This window comes from Capnocytophaga endodontalis (genome assembly GCF_002209445.1).
In the GTDB taxonomy this organism is placed as follows: domain Bacteria; phylum Bacteroidota; class Bacteroidia; order Flavobacteriales; family Flavobacteriaceae; genus Capnocytophaga; species Capnocytophaga periodontitidis.
In genome coordinates, this window is record NZ_CP022022.1 from 2,876,683 (window position 1) to 2,893,417 (window position 16,735).

Sequence of the window (16,735 nt, forward strand, 5' to 3'; positions counted from 1 at the left end):
AAAAAATTATATTCTTCTCAAAATATCTTGGTAGTCCTCTCTTAGATTGTGTATACCTATCACAAAAACAGTATTTGTTTTCACAGTATAGAATATTCCAAAATGAAATCTTGGAGTAGTTGATAATCTAATCTCACCTTCTACTATTCGATTTATATAAGGTAATGTTTTTAACCTTTTCAAATATTCATCTATCTCGTCAAAAACTTCAAAACCGAGTCCTTCTCTTTTATCATTATACCAATCAATGACTTTCAGCCATTCTTTATTAGCTAATGAAGAGAGTATTACTTCATATTCTTCCATATTTTTCGTAAGCCAATCTTCTGGCTTCATCTAAAGAGATTCCGGTTTCTGGAGATAATTCCCATTCTCTTAAACGATCGTGCAACTCATTTTTGTAACTATCAGAAATTGTGTACTCCTGATTCTCTACTATTTCAAAGTTGAGTCGTTCAAGAGCTATTCTTGCATCCTTTAGAGTAACTCCTTTAGGAGGTTTAATAGTGAGTGTTTCCATAAACATTTCGTATTTAGAGACAAAAGTATAAAATAATTGCTAATTAGCAAGTTCGCATTACTAATACTACTTTTTCCACCCTTTGAGGATATCGTTAGGCACTCCGCCTTTGTGAAGCATAATGGCAGTTGTTTTAAACTCTACAAAGGCTTTAGTTACGTACAAGTAGCCTTCATAGTCGTTGTGCAAGCCCCAAGAGTTTTTCACGATGTAGTATTCACGTCCATTTTGGTCTTTGGCAAGCCCTACGATGTGCATTGCGTGGTCATCGGTAGTTTGATAGTTGTCAAAATCACGCTGACGCATCTCGGGGGTGATGGTTCTCTCGGCAGTAGGAGGATTAGAAAAAAGATACAAGGCTTCCTCGTTACTCATCTCACTCACTTCTTTTTCAGGCACAAAAGCCACTCCATTTTTCCAACTGAAATAACGCTCACTCACATCGGCTGCCCACGCTACAGTATAACCTTTTTTAAGAGCGTTGTCAATGATTTTTGTAAGGTCGGTCATTGCGATATTGTAAGCATAATCAAAGCTCCAGTTATCGGGTACTGCCATAAATACGTTTTGGTATTTAGGTTGGTCGGCATACGATACCATTTCTACATAGTCGGCAGGATTGATACCTACACGCTCTTTAGCAAAGCTCTGAGGAGTATATTTTTTGCCTTCATACATAAAACTTTCGGGTACTGCACCTAAATAGGCATCGATGGTCGCTGTGAAAGCAGGTAACCAATTAGGAGTGAGTTTATTCTTTTTCTCTGCGTTCTTTAGCATTCCTTGAAGAAATCCTTTCAAGATAGCGTGCAGTTCACCAAAATCATTACGAGTAGTACCGTAGTTCAAACCTGTATAAATATTTTGAGGTACAGCGCCATATTTGGCGTACATATTGATTACATCGTGGAGTTCACCTCCTTGTCCGTAATCTAAATTGCCGTGCATACGCACATATTGTTTAGCTTTTTCGATATAGCAATTGCGAGCAGTGAAGATTTCGGCAAGGTCGATAGGCTTTTTGCCCATACGCTTCATTTCACTTTCTATAAACGAAGCCCCTGCATAGCTCCAGCAAGTGCCGCTACTACCTTGGTCTTTCACGTCGGTGCGTTCGAGGTTGATAACGGTAGTAAACTTAAAACCAGCATTTTCTGAGTGGTTACCAGCTACCGATTTGATAAGGTCGTCCTGTGCAGTTCCTATAAAAAAGGAAGATAGTGCTACAAATAATGTAATGTTTTTCATAAAAGAATACTTAATAATGAAGCGCAAAGGTATGAAAGAATTAGCAGAATAGCAAATTTGGCATAGTTATCGCTATAAAAAAGTAAATGCTCAAACATTATGAAATATTTATGCTTGTACATATCACTTTTATTAGGATGCTTAGCTGCTCAGGCTCAACCTTTTGAAATACAAAAGAAAGATAATAAGGTTGTCATTCCGTTAGAGAAATCACCTGAGTTAGAGTATAAGGGAACGCCTATCAATCTGCGGGTAGCTCCTAAAAAAGAGGAGAACCCTTGGATGAAGATGCCCGAAAAAAGTATTGATTTTACGGGAAAGAGCAATTTGGTACAGCGTAAAATAGAGTTCAAACCTAATTATGAGGTACTCAACGACCATAAACGGGAAGATTATGAAGCACCCAAAGGCGATCAATTCTTTGGCGACTTCACCAATAATGGAAAGTTTGTAAATGTATATTGTCGCGACTTCGCTGCTATTGATGGCGATCGAGTAAGTTTATATGTGAATGGAGTAGAAGAAGTTCGCGACATTTTTCTCCTTGGAGAGTTCAGAGGTTTTAAAGTAGAATTAAAACCTGGCTTCAACAAAGTAGAGTTTTTAGCGCTCAACCAAGGCGAATCGGGTCCTAATACAGCCGAGTTTATGGTGCTTGATGACAAAGGCAATACCATTATACGCAACCGTTGGGATTTAGCAACAGGCTCAAAAGCACAACTCGTAATTGTAAAAGACCAATAAAAGAGAAGAATTATTTTTATTTGTTACTTTTTTTAGCTCATATTTTTATAGGAGATTTCCTATAAAGATATGAGCTTTTTTGTAAAATCGTTTAAAGAGGTTTTTGAACAACAAGAGCAATAGCATCTAAGTTCTTTTGGTGTTTTCTAAAGGTTTTCTTCATATTCATCACGCGTTTGCGCAAATCGGGGTGGGTAAAGAGATTGAAGAAGAATTTAAGTGTGCGGAATATCCCTTCATCTTGCCATACACGCTTGTTTTCAAGTAGGAGCATTGCGTTATGCTGTTCTTTCACCACCTTAAAACCTTGCTCTTCAAAAAGAGCTTTCCACTCACTGGGGGTCATTGGGCGTGCATGTACACGTATATTGGCACTTAGTTCTTTAAAAACATCGTTTTTCACCTCATCGCTCACATTGTCTGGCTGTAAGCCTAATTCGTGAATAGCATAATAACCTCCTGGTTTGAGTATCCTAAAAGCCTCTGCTATAATAGCTTTTTTGTGTTCAAGAGGTTGCATAGTGAGCATTGCCTCTCCATACACTTTATTAGCAAAAGCATCTGGAAGTGTAGAAGCTGCGGCATCAGCTACAATCACGCGTGCATTTTCATAGTGAATATTCTTTTTAGCCAAAGCAGCAGCTGCCTCATTCATATCTACTCCCGTATAGCTGAAAGGCTTGTAAGAACAGGCTATATTAGCCGTGAATCCTAAGCCTGGGGCAAACTCTACGATATCATCTTTGGAGGTAATCTCTAAGTTTTTCACTAACCATTCGCTGAGTACTCTTCCTCCTGGGCGCAACACTTTCTTGCCGAGCTTGGCGAGAATCCAGTGCCCTTGTTTTTCATTTAATGATGTTTCTGTCTTCATCGTTTTAATGGTTTTTATAATTTAGGAGACAAAAGTACGAATTTATTTTGAATGTTTCAAAATAAATTAACGAATCTGCTAATTAAAAGAAAGTCGCGCTTGAGCAGTTACTTCTTGCGCTACAAAATTTCCTTCCAAAAACTTGTGATACCCTACGATACCTATCATCGCTGCATTATCGGTACAATACTGAAATTTAGGCACAAAGGTTTGCCAACCGTACTGCTTTCCTAAAGCTGTGAGGGCATTGCGAATACCCGAATTAGCCGATACCCCTCCCCCAATAGCTACTTGCTTGATACCTGTTTCTTTTACAGCTTTTTTGAGTTTATTCATCAGTATTTCGACAATAGTGTATTGTACCGAGGCACAGATATCAGCTAAATGTTCAGTTATGAAATTAGGATTTTCTTCAGTATTTTTCTGTATAAAGTAGAGAATACCTGTTTTAAGTCCTGAAAAACTGAAGTTGAGACCAGATATTTTAGGTTTAGAAAAACTGAAGGCTTTAGGGTTGCCCTCTTGGGCGTATTTATCAATGAGAGGTCCTCCAGGGTAAGGCAGTCCTAATATTTTAGCGGTTTTATCGAACGCCTCCCCTACTGCATCGTCAAGGGTTTCGCCCAACACCTCCATATCAAAAAAGCTGTTCACCTTCACAATTTGGGTATGCCCCCCGCTGATGGTCATTGCGAGAAAAGGGAACTCGGGTTTAGGCTGACCTTCCTCTATAAAATGTGCCAAAATATGTGCCTGCATATGGTTCACTTCAATGAGCGGGATATTCAGTCCCATTGCCATCGATTTAGCAAATGAAGTCCCCACGAGCAACGACCCCATTAATCCTGGTCCTCTTGTAAAAGCAATAGCCGAAAGTTCTTCTTTGGTTATTCCTGCTTTTTTGAGTGCTTGAGCCACTACGGGCACTATATTTTGCAAGTGAGCGCGTGAAGCCAATTCGGGCACTACTCCGCCGTATTGTTTATGCACCTCTTGATTTGCCACCTCATTAGAAAGCACTTTATCATTGCAAAGCACTGAAGCTGAAGTATCATCGCAAGAAGATTCTATAGCTAATATATAGGTATTTTTCATTCTTTTTCAGTTTAGAGCGCAAAAGTAAGGATTATTTGCTAATTAGCAAATTAGCATTTTTTAGAAGTATTATTAATTATTTTTTTGCTAATTAATAAATTGTTTCGTATCTTTGCCGAATAGTTACCAAATCAATCTCGTATGAACTTACACGAATACCAAGGAAAGGAAATCCTTTCGAGTTTTGGGGTGCGCGTACAACGTGGCATCGTTGCTCACACCCCCACTGAAGCCGTAGAGGCTGCCAAACAACTCACCGAAGCCACTAATACTCAGTGGTATGTGGTAAAAGCACAAGTGCACGCCGGAGGGCGCGGTAAAGGCGGCGGCATTAAGTTAGCCAAAGGTTTAGACCAAGTAGAGCCTATCGCTTCTCAAATTATAGGTATGCAACTCGTTACTCCTCAAACGCCACCTTCAGGAAAAAAAGTACATCAAGTACTCATCGCGGAAGATGTATATTACCCTGGTGAAAGCGATCCTAAAGAGTTCTATATGTCGGTACTATTAAACCGTGCCAAAGGTAAAAATATGATTATGTATTCTACCGAAGGCGGAATGGATATTGAGGCAGTAGCCGAAAAAACACCTCATCTTATCTTCACCGAAGAAATCGACCCTGCGGTAGGGCTCTTGCCTTTTCAAGCTCGCCAGATTGCTTTCAACTTAGGAGTTACTGGTGACGCTCAAAAAGAAATGGTAAAGTTCGTAACAGCACTCTACAATGCTTATGTATCTTCTGATGCCAGCTTGTTTGAAATCAACCCTGTTCTAAAAACTTCTGACAATAAAATAATGGCAGTAGATGCCAAAGTAACTCTTGATGACAATGCGCTTTTCCGTCACCCTGAGTATGCAGCTTATCGCGATACACGTGAAGAAAACTCAATAGAAGTAGAAGCTAAAGCAGTAGGGCTCAACTATGTCGCTCTCGATGGTAACGTGGGCTGTATGGTAAATGGTGCCGGACTTGCAATGGCTACAATGGATTTGATCAAGCAAGCGGGTGGTTCACCTGCTAACTTCCTTGATGTAGGAGGTACCGCCGATGCTAAACGCGTAGAAGCTGCTTTCCGCATTATCCTCAAAGACCCTAATGTAAAGGCTATCCTCATCAATATCTTTGGTGGTATTGTGCGTTGCGACCGCGTAGCACAAGGCGTGGTAGATGCCTATCAAAATATGGGCGATGCTATCAAAGTGCCTATCATTGTACGTTTGCAAGGTACGAATGCTGAGCTTGCTAAAGAAATATTAGACAATTCAGGCTTAGCCGTTCACTCAGCAATCCTCTTCCAAGAAGCTGCCGATAAAGTAAAAGCGGTACTTGCTTAGAATTTAGATAACAAGTGTCAGATTTGTATCGAAAACTTTGTCAAAGTCCTTGGACTTTGACAAAGCCTATTATGATAATTCTGACGCTTTTTTCTCATCTCTAAAAACAGAAAACTTATGCTCAAAAAAATCTTCTCTATACTAACGGCAATTGCTTTATTGGTGAGTTGCCGCAATACTCCTACTGAAAAACTATCTTCTCCCGAAAAAGGGGTAGTAGCCGCACACGCTATGGTAGTGAGTGCCAAAGAAGAAGCCTCTCAAATAGGTCTTGCTATCCTCAAAAAAGGAGGCAATGCTTTCGATGCGATGGTGGCTACCGAACTTGCCTTAGCAGTAGCTTACCCCAATGCAGGTAACATAGGGGGTGGAGGCTTTATGGTATACCGTTTAGCTAATGGTGAAAAAGGAGCTTTAGATTACCGCGAAAAAGCACCTGCTAAGGCGCATCGCGATATGTATTTAGACAAAGATGGCAACGTAATTGCCAATAAGAGTACTCTGGGTGCTTTGGCTGTAGGTGTACCTGGCACTATTGCAGGACTCTTCGCTGTACATCAGAAGTTTGGCTCTCTCCCTTTTGCCGAACTCATCCAGCCTGCTATCGACTTGGCGCGCAATGGGGTGATCATCACCAAACTGCAGGCTGATTCTTATATGAACAAAAATGTAGAGCTCATCAAGCAAGCGAATAACTATGTTACTCCTTTTGAAAATGGTTGGAAAGCAGGTGAGCGCTTTAAATATGAAGAGTTTGCTAAAACCTTAGAGCGTATACGCGATAATGGTAGAGCTGAATTCTACGAAGGTGAAACTGCCAAACGTATTGTTGCCTACGTGCAAGAACTCGGTGGTATCCTCTCCTTAGACGACCTCAAAAACTACGAACCTCAATGGCGTAAGCCCGTTACTTTCACCTATAAAGATTACACCATCAATTCTATGCCACTGCCCTCAAGTGGAGGAATTTGCTTGGCACAGATTCTCAAAAGCGTAGAACCTTATAATATAGGTCAGTATCCTCATAACGGCGAGCAATACATTCAGTTATTAGTAGAAGCCGAACGCCGTGCTTATGCCGATAGGGCTTACTATATGGGCGACCCCGACTTTGTGAAAGTCCCTACCGAAACGCTTCTCTCTCCCGATTATCTCAAAGAACGTATGAGTAGTTTTTCGTGGGATAAAGCGAGCAAATCTTCTGAAATAGCACACGGAAAAATTGCAGGTTACGAAAGTGATGAAACGACTCATTACTCCATTGTAGACCGTTTTGGCAATGCCGTAGCGGTTACTACTACCCTCAACACCAATTATGGTAGTAAGGTATATGTGAAAGGAGGCGGTTTCTTCCTCAACAACCAAATGGACGATTTTAGCATCAAACCTGGTGAACCAAACACTTATGGTTTAGTAGGTTCTGAAAAGAATGCCATTGCTCCTAACAAACGTATGCTTAGCTCTATGAGCCCCACAATCATAGAAAAAGGAGGCAAGCTCTTTATGGTAATAGGCACCCCTGGGGGTTCAACGATTATCACCTCAGTATTACAGTGTTTTCTCAACGTAGCCGAATACGGTATGACGATGCAAGAATCGGTGAGTAAACCGCGTTTCCACCACCAATGGCTACCTGATGATGTGATGTATGAGCCCAACGGTTTTGCTCCTGAGGTCATTGCCAAACTTAAGGCCAAAGGTTATAAACCTCGTGAAGAAAACTTTGTTATCATTGGTAAAGTAGACGCTATTTTAGTACAACCCGATGGCAGTTTAGAAGGTGGTGCCGACCCTCGTGGTGATGATACAGCTGTAGGGTATTAAGTATTAAATAGTATTATTTAGTGATTACATAAAAAATTCTTCAAAAATTTGGTAGTTTAGAAAAAATCACTACCTTTGCCCCAGAATTTAACACATAACACATAATATGACTTTCACAAGTAAAAATATGATGATGCTTTGTTCTATGGTTTCCCCATAGGAAGGCATCGTTGTTTCTTTACTTTACCCTATATAAAAAGGAATGCAATGATGTTACATTGCATTCCTTTTTTATTTCCCCTTAGTAATAACCTTTTTAAAAATAATTTAGTGATGAGAAAGAAAACCCGCTTTTTAGTATTTTTAGTCTTGCTGTTTTCAGCCGTTGCTTCGGCTCAAACCGTTAAAGGTATCGTAACCGATAACCAAAAAGAACCTCTAATAGGGGTAAGCATCGTTGTAAAAAATACCCCAAAAGGTACTAATACTGATGAAAACGGACAGTTTAGTCTACAAGTCTCCGAAAACGATGTACTTGTATTTTCGTATATAGGTTTTAAAACCAAAGAAGTGAAAGTAGGCAAACACACTACTTTAAACATTCTCTTAGAAAGTGATGCTGAAGCACTTGACGAGGTGCTCATCGTTGGGTCACGTGCTGGTGGACGCACAAAAGTAGATAGTCCTGTGCCGGTGGATGTGTTTGATGTAGTGAAAACCGTAAAAACACAACCGCAAGTGAATATTAATCAGATACTCAACAGCATAGCACCTTCCTTCACCTCTACACCTCAAGTGGTAACCGATGGCACCGACCACTTAGACCCCGCTCAACTACGCGGTTTAGGCCCCGATCAAACCTTAGTGCTTCTCAATGACAAAAGGCGACACACTTCTGCCTTTATCAATGTAAATGGCGCACCTGGTCGTGGTACCGTTGGTACTGACCTCAATGCAATTCCCTCTTTTGCACTTTCTAAAATTGAAATCTTACGCGATGGTGCTTCTGCTCAATACGGGTCGGATGCCATTGCAGGCGTACTCAATCTCAACCTCAAAAAAGAAAAAGGACTCTCTGCCCAAGTGAGTTACGGGGCTAACATAACCCCAAAAGCCAATGATCATCGCGGTGATTACGACGGCGAACAAGGACAATTAGACCTCAATTATGGCACTGAACTCGGTAAAAAAGGCGGCTTTATCAACCTCACTTTCTCAGCGCAATTCCGCAACCCTACTTTTAGAGCAGGTACTTTCGATGGCACTATCTTCAACGCCTATAACGCAATTGAACAGCGCGCTTTAGAAGCAGGCGATAATCTGTCTAACTATTTTAGCAATAGCAATGTAAATGCCGACCCTCAACTCTTAGGGCTCATCAAAAACTACGCTGGTGAGGTTAGCTATTTCAACAGTTCCTTCTTATCACAAATCCAAAATGCTACTTCGCTTACCAGTCTGCGCAGTATTCTGAGTAAAGATGTTACCGATGATGAACTCGCTTATCGCCAGCTAACGCGTAAAGACTTTAATATGCATGTGGGGCAATCGCGTCTGCGCGGTACCCAATTCTTCCTCAATACCGAACTTCCTATTTCCGATAGCTGGAAATTCTATGCTTTTGGCGGACAGAGTTATCGTTATGGTGAGGCTGGTGGTTTCTTTAGGCGACCTAATCAAGCGCGCACCTTCACAGGGCTACATCCTAACGGCTATCTGCCTTGGATAACTACTGATATTCAGGATAGTTCTATCTCAGCAGGTTTTAAAGGCGAAGCAGGAGCGTGGCATATTGATGTCAGCAACACCTTTGGACGCAATGAGTTTGCCTATACTATCAAGCATACGGGCAATACGAGTTTGCGCTTTGCCTCTCCTTCTTCCTTTGATGCTGGCAAATTGCGCTTCTTGCAAAACACCCTTAACCTCGATTTTTCCAGAGCTCTCAACCTCTTCGAGAAAGCCAACCTCTCATTGGGCGCTGAGCAACGCCACGAAGCCTATAGTATTGTAGCAGGTGATGAAAGTTCTTATGCTACTTATGACCTTTCGGGTAGAGTGCAGGACGGCAATACCCCTAATAACCAAAAACCTACTGACTTCTTTGGGGCTTACCTCCCTGGTGGTGCACAGGTATTCAGCGGTTTGCGTGAGGAGAGTGCCCTCACCAAAACGCGCAATGTATGGGCGGGTTATGCCGAATTTGAAACCGACATCACTCGTTGGCTCTTAGCCAATGCCGCCTTGCGCTATGAGAACTATTCCGATTTTGGCGATACTTTCAACTATAAATTGGCAACTCGCGTGAAGCTCCTCCCTAATGTAAATTTGCGTGCTGCTGCCTCTACAGGATTCCGCGCCCCCTCTATCCACCAATTGTATTATACCAACATCGGTACCCTCTACCTCAACGGAAATTTGCAAGAAACAGGTACGTTCAACAATATCTCTAAAGCGGCTGAACTCTTTGGCATCGAAAAACTCAAAGAAGAACAATCTAAATCGGTGAGTGCAGGGTTCGCTCTAAACTTGCCCAAAGCGGGTATTTCTCTCAGTGCCGATGCCTATTTCATCCGTGTAGACAATCGCATCATCCTCACCGAAACTTTTAGCAAACCAACAGGGTCTTCACCTGCCGAAAACGAGCTCAAACAAATATTCGATACTGCTAATGTGAACAGCGTACAGTTCTTCGCCAATGGCGTTGATGCCGAAACCAAAGGGATAGATGTTGTAATAGTGCACCATTATCAAGGAAATAAATGGGGTATCAACAACGATTTTGGTCTCAATCTCACCCAAACGCGCAAAGTAGGAGCTATTCACACCCCCGAAGCAATAAAAAATGCAGGTTTAGAGAGTAAATTCTTCTCCGAAAGAGCTCGTATTTACTTGGAAGAAGCTGTTCCACGATTCAAAGCAACCCTTTCTCACAACCTCAGTATAGGCAAATGGAACGCTTATTTGCGTAACACCTATTACGGCAAAACCACAGGTCCTGATATCATCAGAACTGCCGACCAAATAGGAGACTTTGAGTTTGATAGCTATGGTCATCAAGTGATACGTGGCAAACTCATTACCGACCTTTCTATTGCTTATAATTTCAGCGAAAAAGCTACCCTCACTCTGGGCGTAAACAACCTTTTCGATCTTTACCCCGAAAAGAACGTAAAAGTGAATAACAACAACGATCAATTTGTGTATTCACGCGCCACTTCTCAATTCGGGCTCAACGGGCGTTATGTATTTGCAAGAGCGAGCTTTAAACTGTTTTAATAAACTTATAAAAACACCAAAATATTTTTTAATACATTATTTTGGTAGATTGATAAAATATTGTAGTTTTGCACTTTAAATAAGAATTTTATATGAAATCAAACGTATTAGGTTATCCTCGTATCGGTGAAAAACGAGAACTTAAAAAAGCTAATGAGTCATTCTGGGCTGGTAAAATATCAGAAGAAGAACTCTTAGCAGTAGCTGAAAATATTCGTGTTCACAACTGGACACTACAAAGAGAAGCAGGAGTAGATTTGATTCCTTCTAACGACTTTTCTCTCTATGACCAAATGCTTGACTTTTCGTTCACAGTAAGCGCTATTCCTGAGCGTTTTGCTCCTATCCATCAGTTGAGCAACTTAGAGCGTTATTACGCTTTAGCACGTGGCTATCAAAAAAATGGTATCGATATTACCGCTATGGAAATGACCAAATGGTTTGATACCAATTACCACTATATCGTACCCGAATTTACTAAAGACCAATCTTTCAAAATTCTTGTAAACAAACCTTTGCAAGAGTACAACTTGGCTAAAAAACACGGTTTCGACACTAAACCAGTACTTATCGGATTGGTAACTTACTTGCTTCTCGGTAAAGAAAAAGAACAAGGTTTCCACCGTTTAGACTTGGCTGAGCGTCTGTTGCCTGTGTATGTACAAATCGTACAAAGTTTAGTAGATGCAGGGGCTAAAACTATTCAAATAGATGAGCCTTACTTAGTTCTCGACCTTACTGAAGGCGCTGCCGATGTATACAAAAATGTATATACCGAACTAAGAAGCAAATTCCCTACTACCGAATTTATCCTCACTACCTATTTTGGAGCATTGGATAACAATACCGAATTAGCTATTTCATTGCCTTTCAATGTATTGCACATCGACTTAGTGCGTGCAGCGGCTCAGCTTGACAAAGTGCTCAAAGCACTTCCTGCCGATAAAAAACTATCGCTTGGAGTAGTAGACGGACGTAATATTTGGAAAAATAACTTCGAACATTCATTAGCATTGATTGAGAAAGCTAAAGAAGCTATCGGTGCCGACCGCCTATTGATAGCTACTTCTTGCTCATTATTGCACTCTCCTTGCAACCTCGAACTCGAAAAAAACGAGAAAGTGCTTACCCCTGAAATCAAACAATGGTTGGCTTTTGCTAAACAAAAAGTAAAAGAAGTAACTACTTTGCAAGCCCTTGCTACAGGTCACATAACTCCTGAGGTAAAAGCCGTTTTTGAAGAAAACAAAAAAGCAGCTGAAACACGTAAAACTTCACCGCTTATCCACGACAACAAAGTGAAAGAGCGCGTGAACAATATCACAGCCAAAGACGATGTGCGTCACAGTCCGTTCAACGAGCGTAAAGTAGCACAACACAAAGCGTTGAACTTACCTCTTTTCCCTACAACTACTATTGGGTCATTCCCTCAAACCGACGAGGTACGCAGCTGGCGCGCTCGTTTCAAAAAAGGAGAACTCACTCAAGCCGAATACGACAAGCTATTAGAAAAAGAAATTGAAGAGTCTATCCGTTTTCAAGAAGATACCAATATCGATGTACTCGTACACGGCGAGTTTGAGCGTAACGATATGGTGGAATACTTTGGCGAATTGCTCAAAGGTTACACCTTTACCAAATTCGGTTGGGTACAAAGTTATGGTTCACGTTGCGTAAAACCACCGATTATCTTTGGTGATATTTCACGCCCTGAACCAATGACTGTACGCTGGAGCAAATACGCACAATCGCTTACCAAATTGCCCGTAAAAGGTATGCTTACAGGACCTGTAACTATCTTGCAATGGTCGTTTGTACGCGATGACCAACCGCGTTCTGAAACTTGTTTGCAAATAGCTTTAGCAATCCGCGATGAAGTAGTAGACCTCGAAAAAGCAGGCATCAAAGTTATTCAAATTGATGAACCAGCTATCCGTGAAGGATTGCCATTGCGTAAGAGCGAATGGAAAGCCTATTTCGATTGGGCAATCAAAGCGTTCCGCATTTCTGCCTCAGGTGTGAAAGACGAAACTCAAATCCACACCCATATGTGCTATTCTGAGTTCAACGATATGATTGAAGCTATCGCCGATATGGACGCCGATGTGATTACCATAGAGTGCTCACGTTCACAAATGGAACTCCTCGATGTATTTGGCGACTTCAAATATCCTAACGAAATAGGACCTGGGGTATACGATATTCACTCACCACGTGTACCTTCACAAGAAGAAATGACTAACTTGATGAAGAAAGCCATTTCGGTAGTGCCAAAAGAGCAACTTTGGGTAAACCCCGACTGCGGACTCAAAACGCGTCACTGGCCAGAAACCAAAGCAGCTCTCCACGCAATGGTTGATACCGCCAAAGAACTTCGCAATCTTTACAAATAAGATATAAGAAGTAATAAATAAAAAAAGCAATGTGCATTTTCTTGCATATTGCTTTTTTGTTGTTTCACATACTTTGCCAAAGTTTCAAGCTTTGGCAAAGTTGATAACACAATATTTTTGTCAAAAGTACTCTTTTATTTTGCAGGAATAATATTTTTTTGTACATTTGCCTCATCAAACCAAAATAACTATTATAAGAAGTATTAACTTGTATAGTTTTTAAAACATATTATAAAATAACATATAGCGTTTCGCTTTACAGTTTCCTAATTTCTGAAAACGACCAATTTTTTTAGATGTAAATAGGAAAGTAAAAGTGGAAATGCCTGCGGTTACGTGGGCATTCCTTTTGCTTATTTACATCAGCCTTTGGTCGGGCTTCAGAAATTGAGCAATAAGGAATGTTTCCACGTTTTTTTATTGTCTAAATGTAACGAAACCTACACGATAAAGGCGGCAACCGAAAAGCCTGAACAGAGTAGGTATAGTAATCCAAAAAATTAACAAACAAATGAAAAGAAGCATCATTTTAGTAGCACTTTTAGTACTAAATCTCAGTTTTGCAGTAGCTCAAGCTAAAAACTCCAGAAAAGAGTATACTGCTGTAGATAACCACACCTATAAAAAAGGTGAAACATTAGTTTTTGGAGTACCTGCAAGAGGTACTCAGTACGAAAATATCTTTATCAATGATATTATAACCACTGGTGACTATATTTCTATGTTCACAGGAGGTACTATCGAAGAGAAGAGCTCTGACAATGCTACTAAAGAGCAACTTTCAGCTTTAGGTAATAAGGCTACAATTAAACATTTTGCCAATGGTATAGACAATAATAAGTTGGTAGTTCTAAAATTAGATGATAAGAAAGAGATAAGAGCTTTCTTTGATAAGGCTTTACAAAATGGTGAAATCAAATCACAAGCCCAAGACTTTCAAACTACTGCTGATAAAATCTTTGCAAATGCAACTAGTGGTCAAGGTGATGGCAATGGGAAGGTAAAAAGCTTTTCACCTAATATTGACGTAAAAATTCTTTCGGTAGTAGGTGATAAAAAAGCTCAAACCGTAACTGTAAATCTCTTGATTTCTCATAAATTAGTACATCAAAAGGTATGTCTTGACAATAGCAGAATAAATGCTTTTGATTATGAAGGTAATGAGTACTATTCTAAAGCAGTTGCTGTAGGTAATGCAAAAAGTGGTGATTTTAGCTGTAATACAATTCCTACAGAAGTACCTGTAAAGTCCTATATAGTATTTAAACAGATACTTCCAAGTGTTAAAGGATTGAAATTTGCAGCAGCAAGAGTAGGATTTGGACCAGCTGATAGTTGGTCTAGTGAGTTTGCGAGTCTTGAACTTTCAGACCTCGTAATAGATTGGAAGTAATAAATCATCTAATAGTAAAATTATAAAAAAATCCCCTCACTGACGCATTTCTTGTAGCTCATGCCTACTTAAATAGCTTGTAGCTCACATTATTTATATAACAGAATAAATTATATTTGCGTCATAATCCGTGTAAATCCAGCAGCGCCAGCTTGCCAAAAACAGCAAACTTGTTTATCTATTTGATTAGTAAATAATTAAATAGATATTTCTTATATCGAACTCACATTAAAATAATTCACTGTCAGGTGAAAATTCGTAAAATTCGTGGAAGACTTAGAATATTTCGCTGATTTTTAAACAATTACTTATACCAAACTTACATTATTTAAGGTACAAAAAGAGCAAAGCGTTAAGTCGCTTTGCTCTTTTTTATAAAATATTTTCATCAAAAATTTGGATATGAGTATATAAATATATACCTTTGTAAGGCTTAAAACATTATACAATATGAAAAACATTACTATCATTATAGAACGCAGTAACGATTTTTATTGGGCTTATGCTGAAAATGTAGAAGGTATAAGTGCAGGAGGTGAAACTGTTCAAGAGGCTAAAAACGGTATCTTTGAGGCTATTGCTCTGCAAAAAGAACTCGGTAATTTTCCTTATAACAATTACCAATTTACCTATAAATATGACACTGAAAGTCTGTTACAATATTTTAAAGGGATAATAAGCAACCCCGCCTTTGAACGACTCACAGGTATCAATCAGAAATTGATACACCAATACGCTGTGGGGCTAAAAAAACCTCGTACAGCTCAACGTCAAAAAATACAAGACGGATTGCATAAACTCGGTGCAGAATTACTTAGTATACAATTATAGAAAAAGAGCAAAGCGTTAAGTCGCTTTGCTCTTTTTTATAAAATATTTCATTATTTTGGAAAGAAAAATAGTAAAAATAAACATAGCAGCAATAGCTTATTTTTACATTTTTGTAGAAATAAGTGATTTTACAACATTTTAAAGGTTTATTTTTACATAGTAATTAATCTGCTAATTCTAAGAAATCCTCAAAATATTCATCAAAAGAATTGAATAGAAGTGTAGGTTTGTTCATTTCAAAATTACCGTCTTTATTACAATGTATTTCAGCACCATATACTTTTGAATCGTTGAGGCGATCTGTTTTTGAGACTTTGTACAGAATAAGATACTCGTCAATTTCGTAATTGAGCACGATAAAATCATCGGGGAGGTTGAGTTCTTCTCTCAACTGTTTTGTGAGTTCTATTATTGGATATGATAATATTCCATCTTCTTTGTAAACTCCATTGATATAAGTATCCCCAAAGTTACAAGAGCCACATTCGCTCAAGAACTTTACATACGCTTTAGGGAGTAATACCCCTAAAGATGTTTCTACAATTTGAATTTCTTCGGCAGTAGCACCTTCACAGTATTCAAATTCATCACTCTGTTGTAGTTTCTTTAGATAATTCATTAGAGATAGGTTTTTGAGTTTGTTCTTCTCTTTTAAATACGAAAGTATCGTAATAGGTGTTGAAAAATTGTATTAAAAACACAGCGCCTTGTAGGTCTCTATACACTTCTACTAATAAATTACCGTCTTTATCAGGAGCTATGCGTATTCTATCAATATCCACTCCTAAATAAATAGGTATAAACGGATAGATTCTAAACCTATTATAACGCTGCCAAAAGTTCTTTTTCTGTTTGCCTTTGAAGCCAGCCCTCATCGTAACGGTGGTTGTACTATCCTTTACTTTTTGGTAACTCACGTAAAGCGAATCGGCTTTTACTTGCAATTTGAATTTACTTGAAGATTGTGCTTTTTCTTGATATTCTTTAGGTAGTAATGGAAAGAACAAAGGTGTTTGCTTTTCTATAGGTTCTGAATACACATAGTACGTTCCCTCATTGAGTGTTTTTATAGCAGCTTCGTCTAAGGGTGTAGTCATTTTAGGGTGCTGTGCTGTTTTACACGAAAACAACAGTAAGGATAATACAATAAAAGCAATGGTTCTCATAAAGTTTATATATTTAATGATGCTAATTACAAGTACAAAAGTATAAAATAATCAGTTACAAAAAAAGCAAAGTGAAGATTCAATTTCACTTTG

At 39.3% G+C, this 16,735-nt stretch carries 14 protein-coding genes; 7 read left to right on the forward strand and 7 right to left on the reverse strand.

The genetic code is table 11. The features are described 5' to 3' along the window. Nucleotides 1-6: 6 nt before the first annotated feature. The 3 genes from CBG49_RS12920 to CBG49_RS12930 all read right to left on the reverse strand — a co-directional run bounded on the left by CBG49_RS12920 (nt 7) and on the right by CBG49_RS12930 (nt 1,768). Nucleotides 7-306: a hypothetical protein gene (locus CBG49_RS12920; protein WP_009413307.1), complete on the reverse strand. Its 300-nt coding sequence runs from the start codon at nt 304-306 to the stop codon at nt 7-9. Next, complete coding sequence (locus tag CBG49_RS12925) at nt 293-520, reverse strand: hypothetical protein (RefSeq protein ID WP_088594790.1); 228 nt, start codon at nt 518-520, stop codon at nt 293-295. The genes CBG49_RS12920 and CBG49_RS12925 overlap by 14 nt, the downstream gene beginning before the upstream one ends. A 66-nt stretch (nt 521-586) precedes the next feature. Continuing rightward, nucleotides 587-1,768 carry a C1 family peptidase gene (locus tag CBG49_RS12930; RefSeq protein WP_088594791.1) on the reverse strand — a complete coding sequence of 394 codons (1,182 nt, stop codon included), beginning with the start codon at nt 1,766-1,768 and terminating at the stop codon, nt 587-589. Nucleotides 1,769-1,867: 99 nt separating this feature from the next. Here CBG49_RS12930 and CBG49_RS12935 point away from each other — a divergent pair, with 99 nt between their 5' ends. Continuing rightward, nucleotides 1,868-2,512, forward strand: a complete 645-nt coding sequence (locus tag CBG49_RS12935) for a hypothetical protein (RefSeq protein ID WP_088594792.1) — start codon at nt 1,868-1,870, stop codon at nt 2,510-2,512. Between the two features lie 91 nt (nt 2,513-2,603). On the opposite strand, the gene CBG49_RS12940 is transcribed toward CBG49_RS12935, so the two are convergent. Next, nucleotides 2,604-3,386 carry a class I SAM-dependent methyltransferase gene (locus tag CBG49_RS12940; RefSeq protein ID WP_088594793.1) on the reverse strand — a complete coding sequence of 261 codons (783 nt, stop codon included), beginning with the start codon at nt 3,384-3,386 and terminating at the stop codon, nt 2,604-2,606. A 78-nt stretch (nt 3,387-3,464) separates the two neighbouring features. After that, nucleotides 3,465-4,481: a tRNA (adenosine(37)-N6)-threonylcarbamoyltransferase complex transferase subunit TsaD gene (gene tsaD / locus CBG49_RS12945; protein ID WP_088594794.1), complete on the reverse strand. Its 1,017-nt coding sequence runs from the start codon at nt 4,479-4,481 to the stop codon at nt 3,465-3,467. A gap of 141 nt (nt 4,482-4,622) precedes the next feature. On the opposite strand from tsaD, the gene sucC reads away from it, so the two are divergent. The 6 genes from sucC (at nt 4,623) to CBG49_RS12975 (ending at nt 15,476) form a co-directional block, all read left to right on the forward strand. Continuing rightward, a complete protein-coding gene (gene sucC, locus CBG49_RS12950) occupies nt 4,623-5,816 on the forward strand; it encodes an ADP-forming succinate--CoA ligase subunit beta (RefSeq protein WP_088594795.1) in 1,194 nt (397 codons plus the stop codon). A 117-nt stretch (nt 5,817-5,933) separates the two neighbouring features. After that, nucleotides 5,934-7,640: a gamma-glutamyltransferase gene (gene ggt, locus CBG49_RS12955; RefSeq protein WP_088594796.1), complete on the forward strand. Its 1,707-nt coding sequence runs from the start codon at nt 5,934-5,936 to the stop codon at nt 7,638-7,640. A gap of 273 nt (nt 7,641-7,913) precedes the next feature. Further along, nucleotides 7,914-10,859 (forward strand): TonB-dependent receptor, encoded by a 2,946-nt coding sequence (locus CBG49_RS12960; RefSeq protein ID WP_088595336.1) that lies wholly within the window; start codon nt 7,914-7,916, stop codon nt 10,857-10,859. 92 nt (nt 10,860-10,951) lie between these two features. Then, a complete protein-coding gene (metE, locus tag CBG49_RS12965) occupies nt 10,952-13,252 on the forward strand; it encodes a 5-methyltetrahydropteroyltriglutamate--homocysteine S-methyltransferase (protein ID WP_088594797.1) in 2,301 nt (766 codons plus the stop codon). Nucleotides 13,253-13,763: 511 nt separating this feature from the next. Continuing rightward, nucleotides 13,764-14,645, forward strand: a complete 882-nt coding sequence (locus CBG49_RS12970) for a hypothetical protein (protein WP_088594798.1) — start codon at nt 13,764-13,766, stop codon at nt 14,643-14,645. A 450-nt stretch (nt 14,646-15,095) separates the two neighbouring features. After that, nucleotides 15,096-15,476, forward strand: a complete 381-nt coding sequence (locus tag CBG49_RS12975) for a type II toxin-antitoxin system HicB family antitoxin (protein ID WP_088594799.1) — start codon at nt 15,096-15,098, stop codon at nt 15,474-15,476. A 163-nt stretch (nt 15,477-15,639) separates the two neighbouring features. On the opposite strand, the gene CBG49_RS12980 is transcribed toward CBG49_RS12975, so the two are convergent. Continuing rightward, nucleotides 15,640-16,095: an SMI1/KNR4 family protein gene (locus CBG49_RS12980; protein ID WP_088594800.1), complete on the reverse strand. Its 456-nt coding sequence runs from the start codon at nt 16,093-16,095 to the stop codon at nt 15,640-15,642. Next, nucleotides 16,064-16,642: a hypothetical protein gene (locus CBG49_RS12985; protein WP_088594801.1), complete on the reverse strand. Its 579-nt coding sequence runs from the start codon at nt 16,640-16,642 to the stop codon at nt 16,064-16,066. The genes CBG49_RS12980 and CBG49_RS12985 overlap by 32 nt, the downstream gene beginning before the upstream one ends. Nucleotides 16,643-16,735 lie beyond the last annotated feature (93 nt).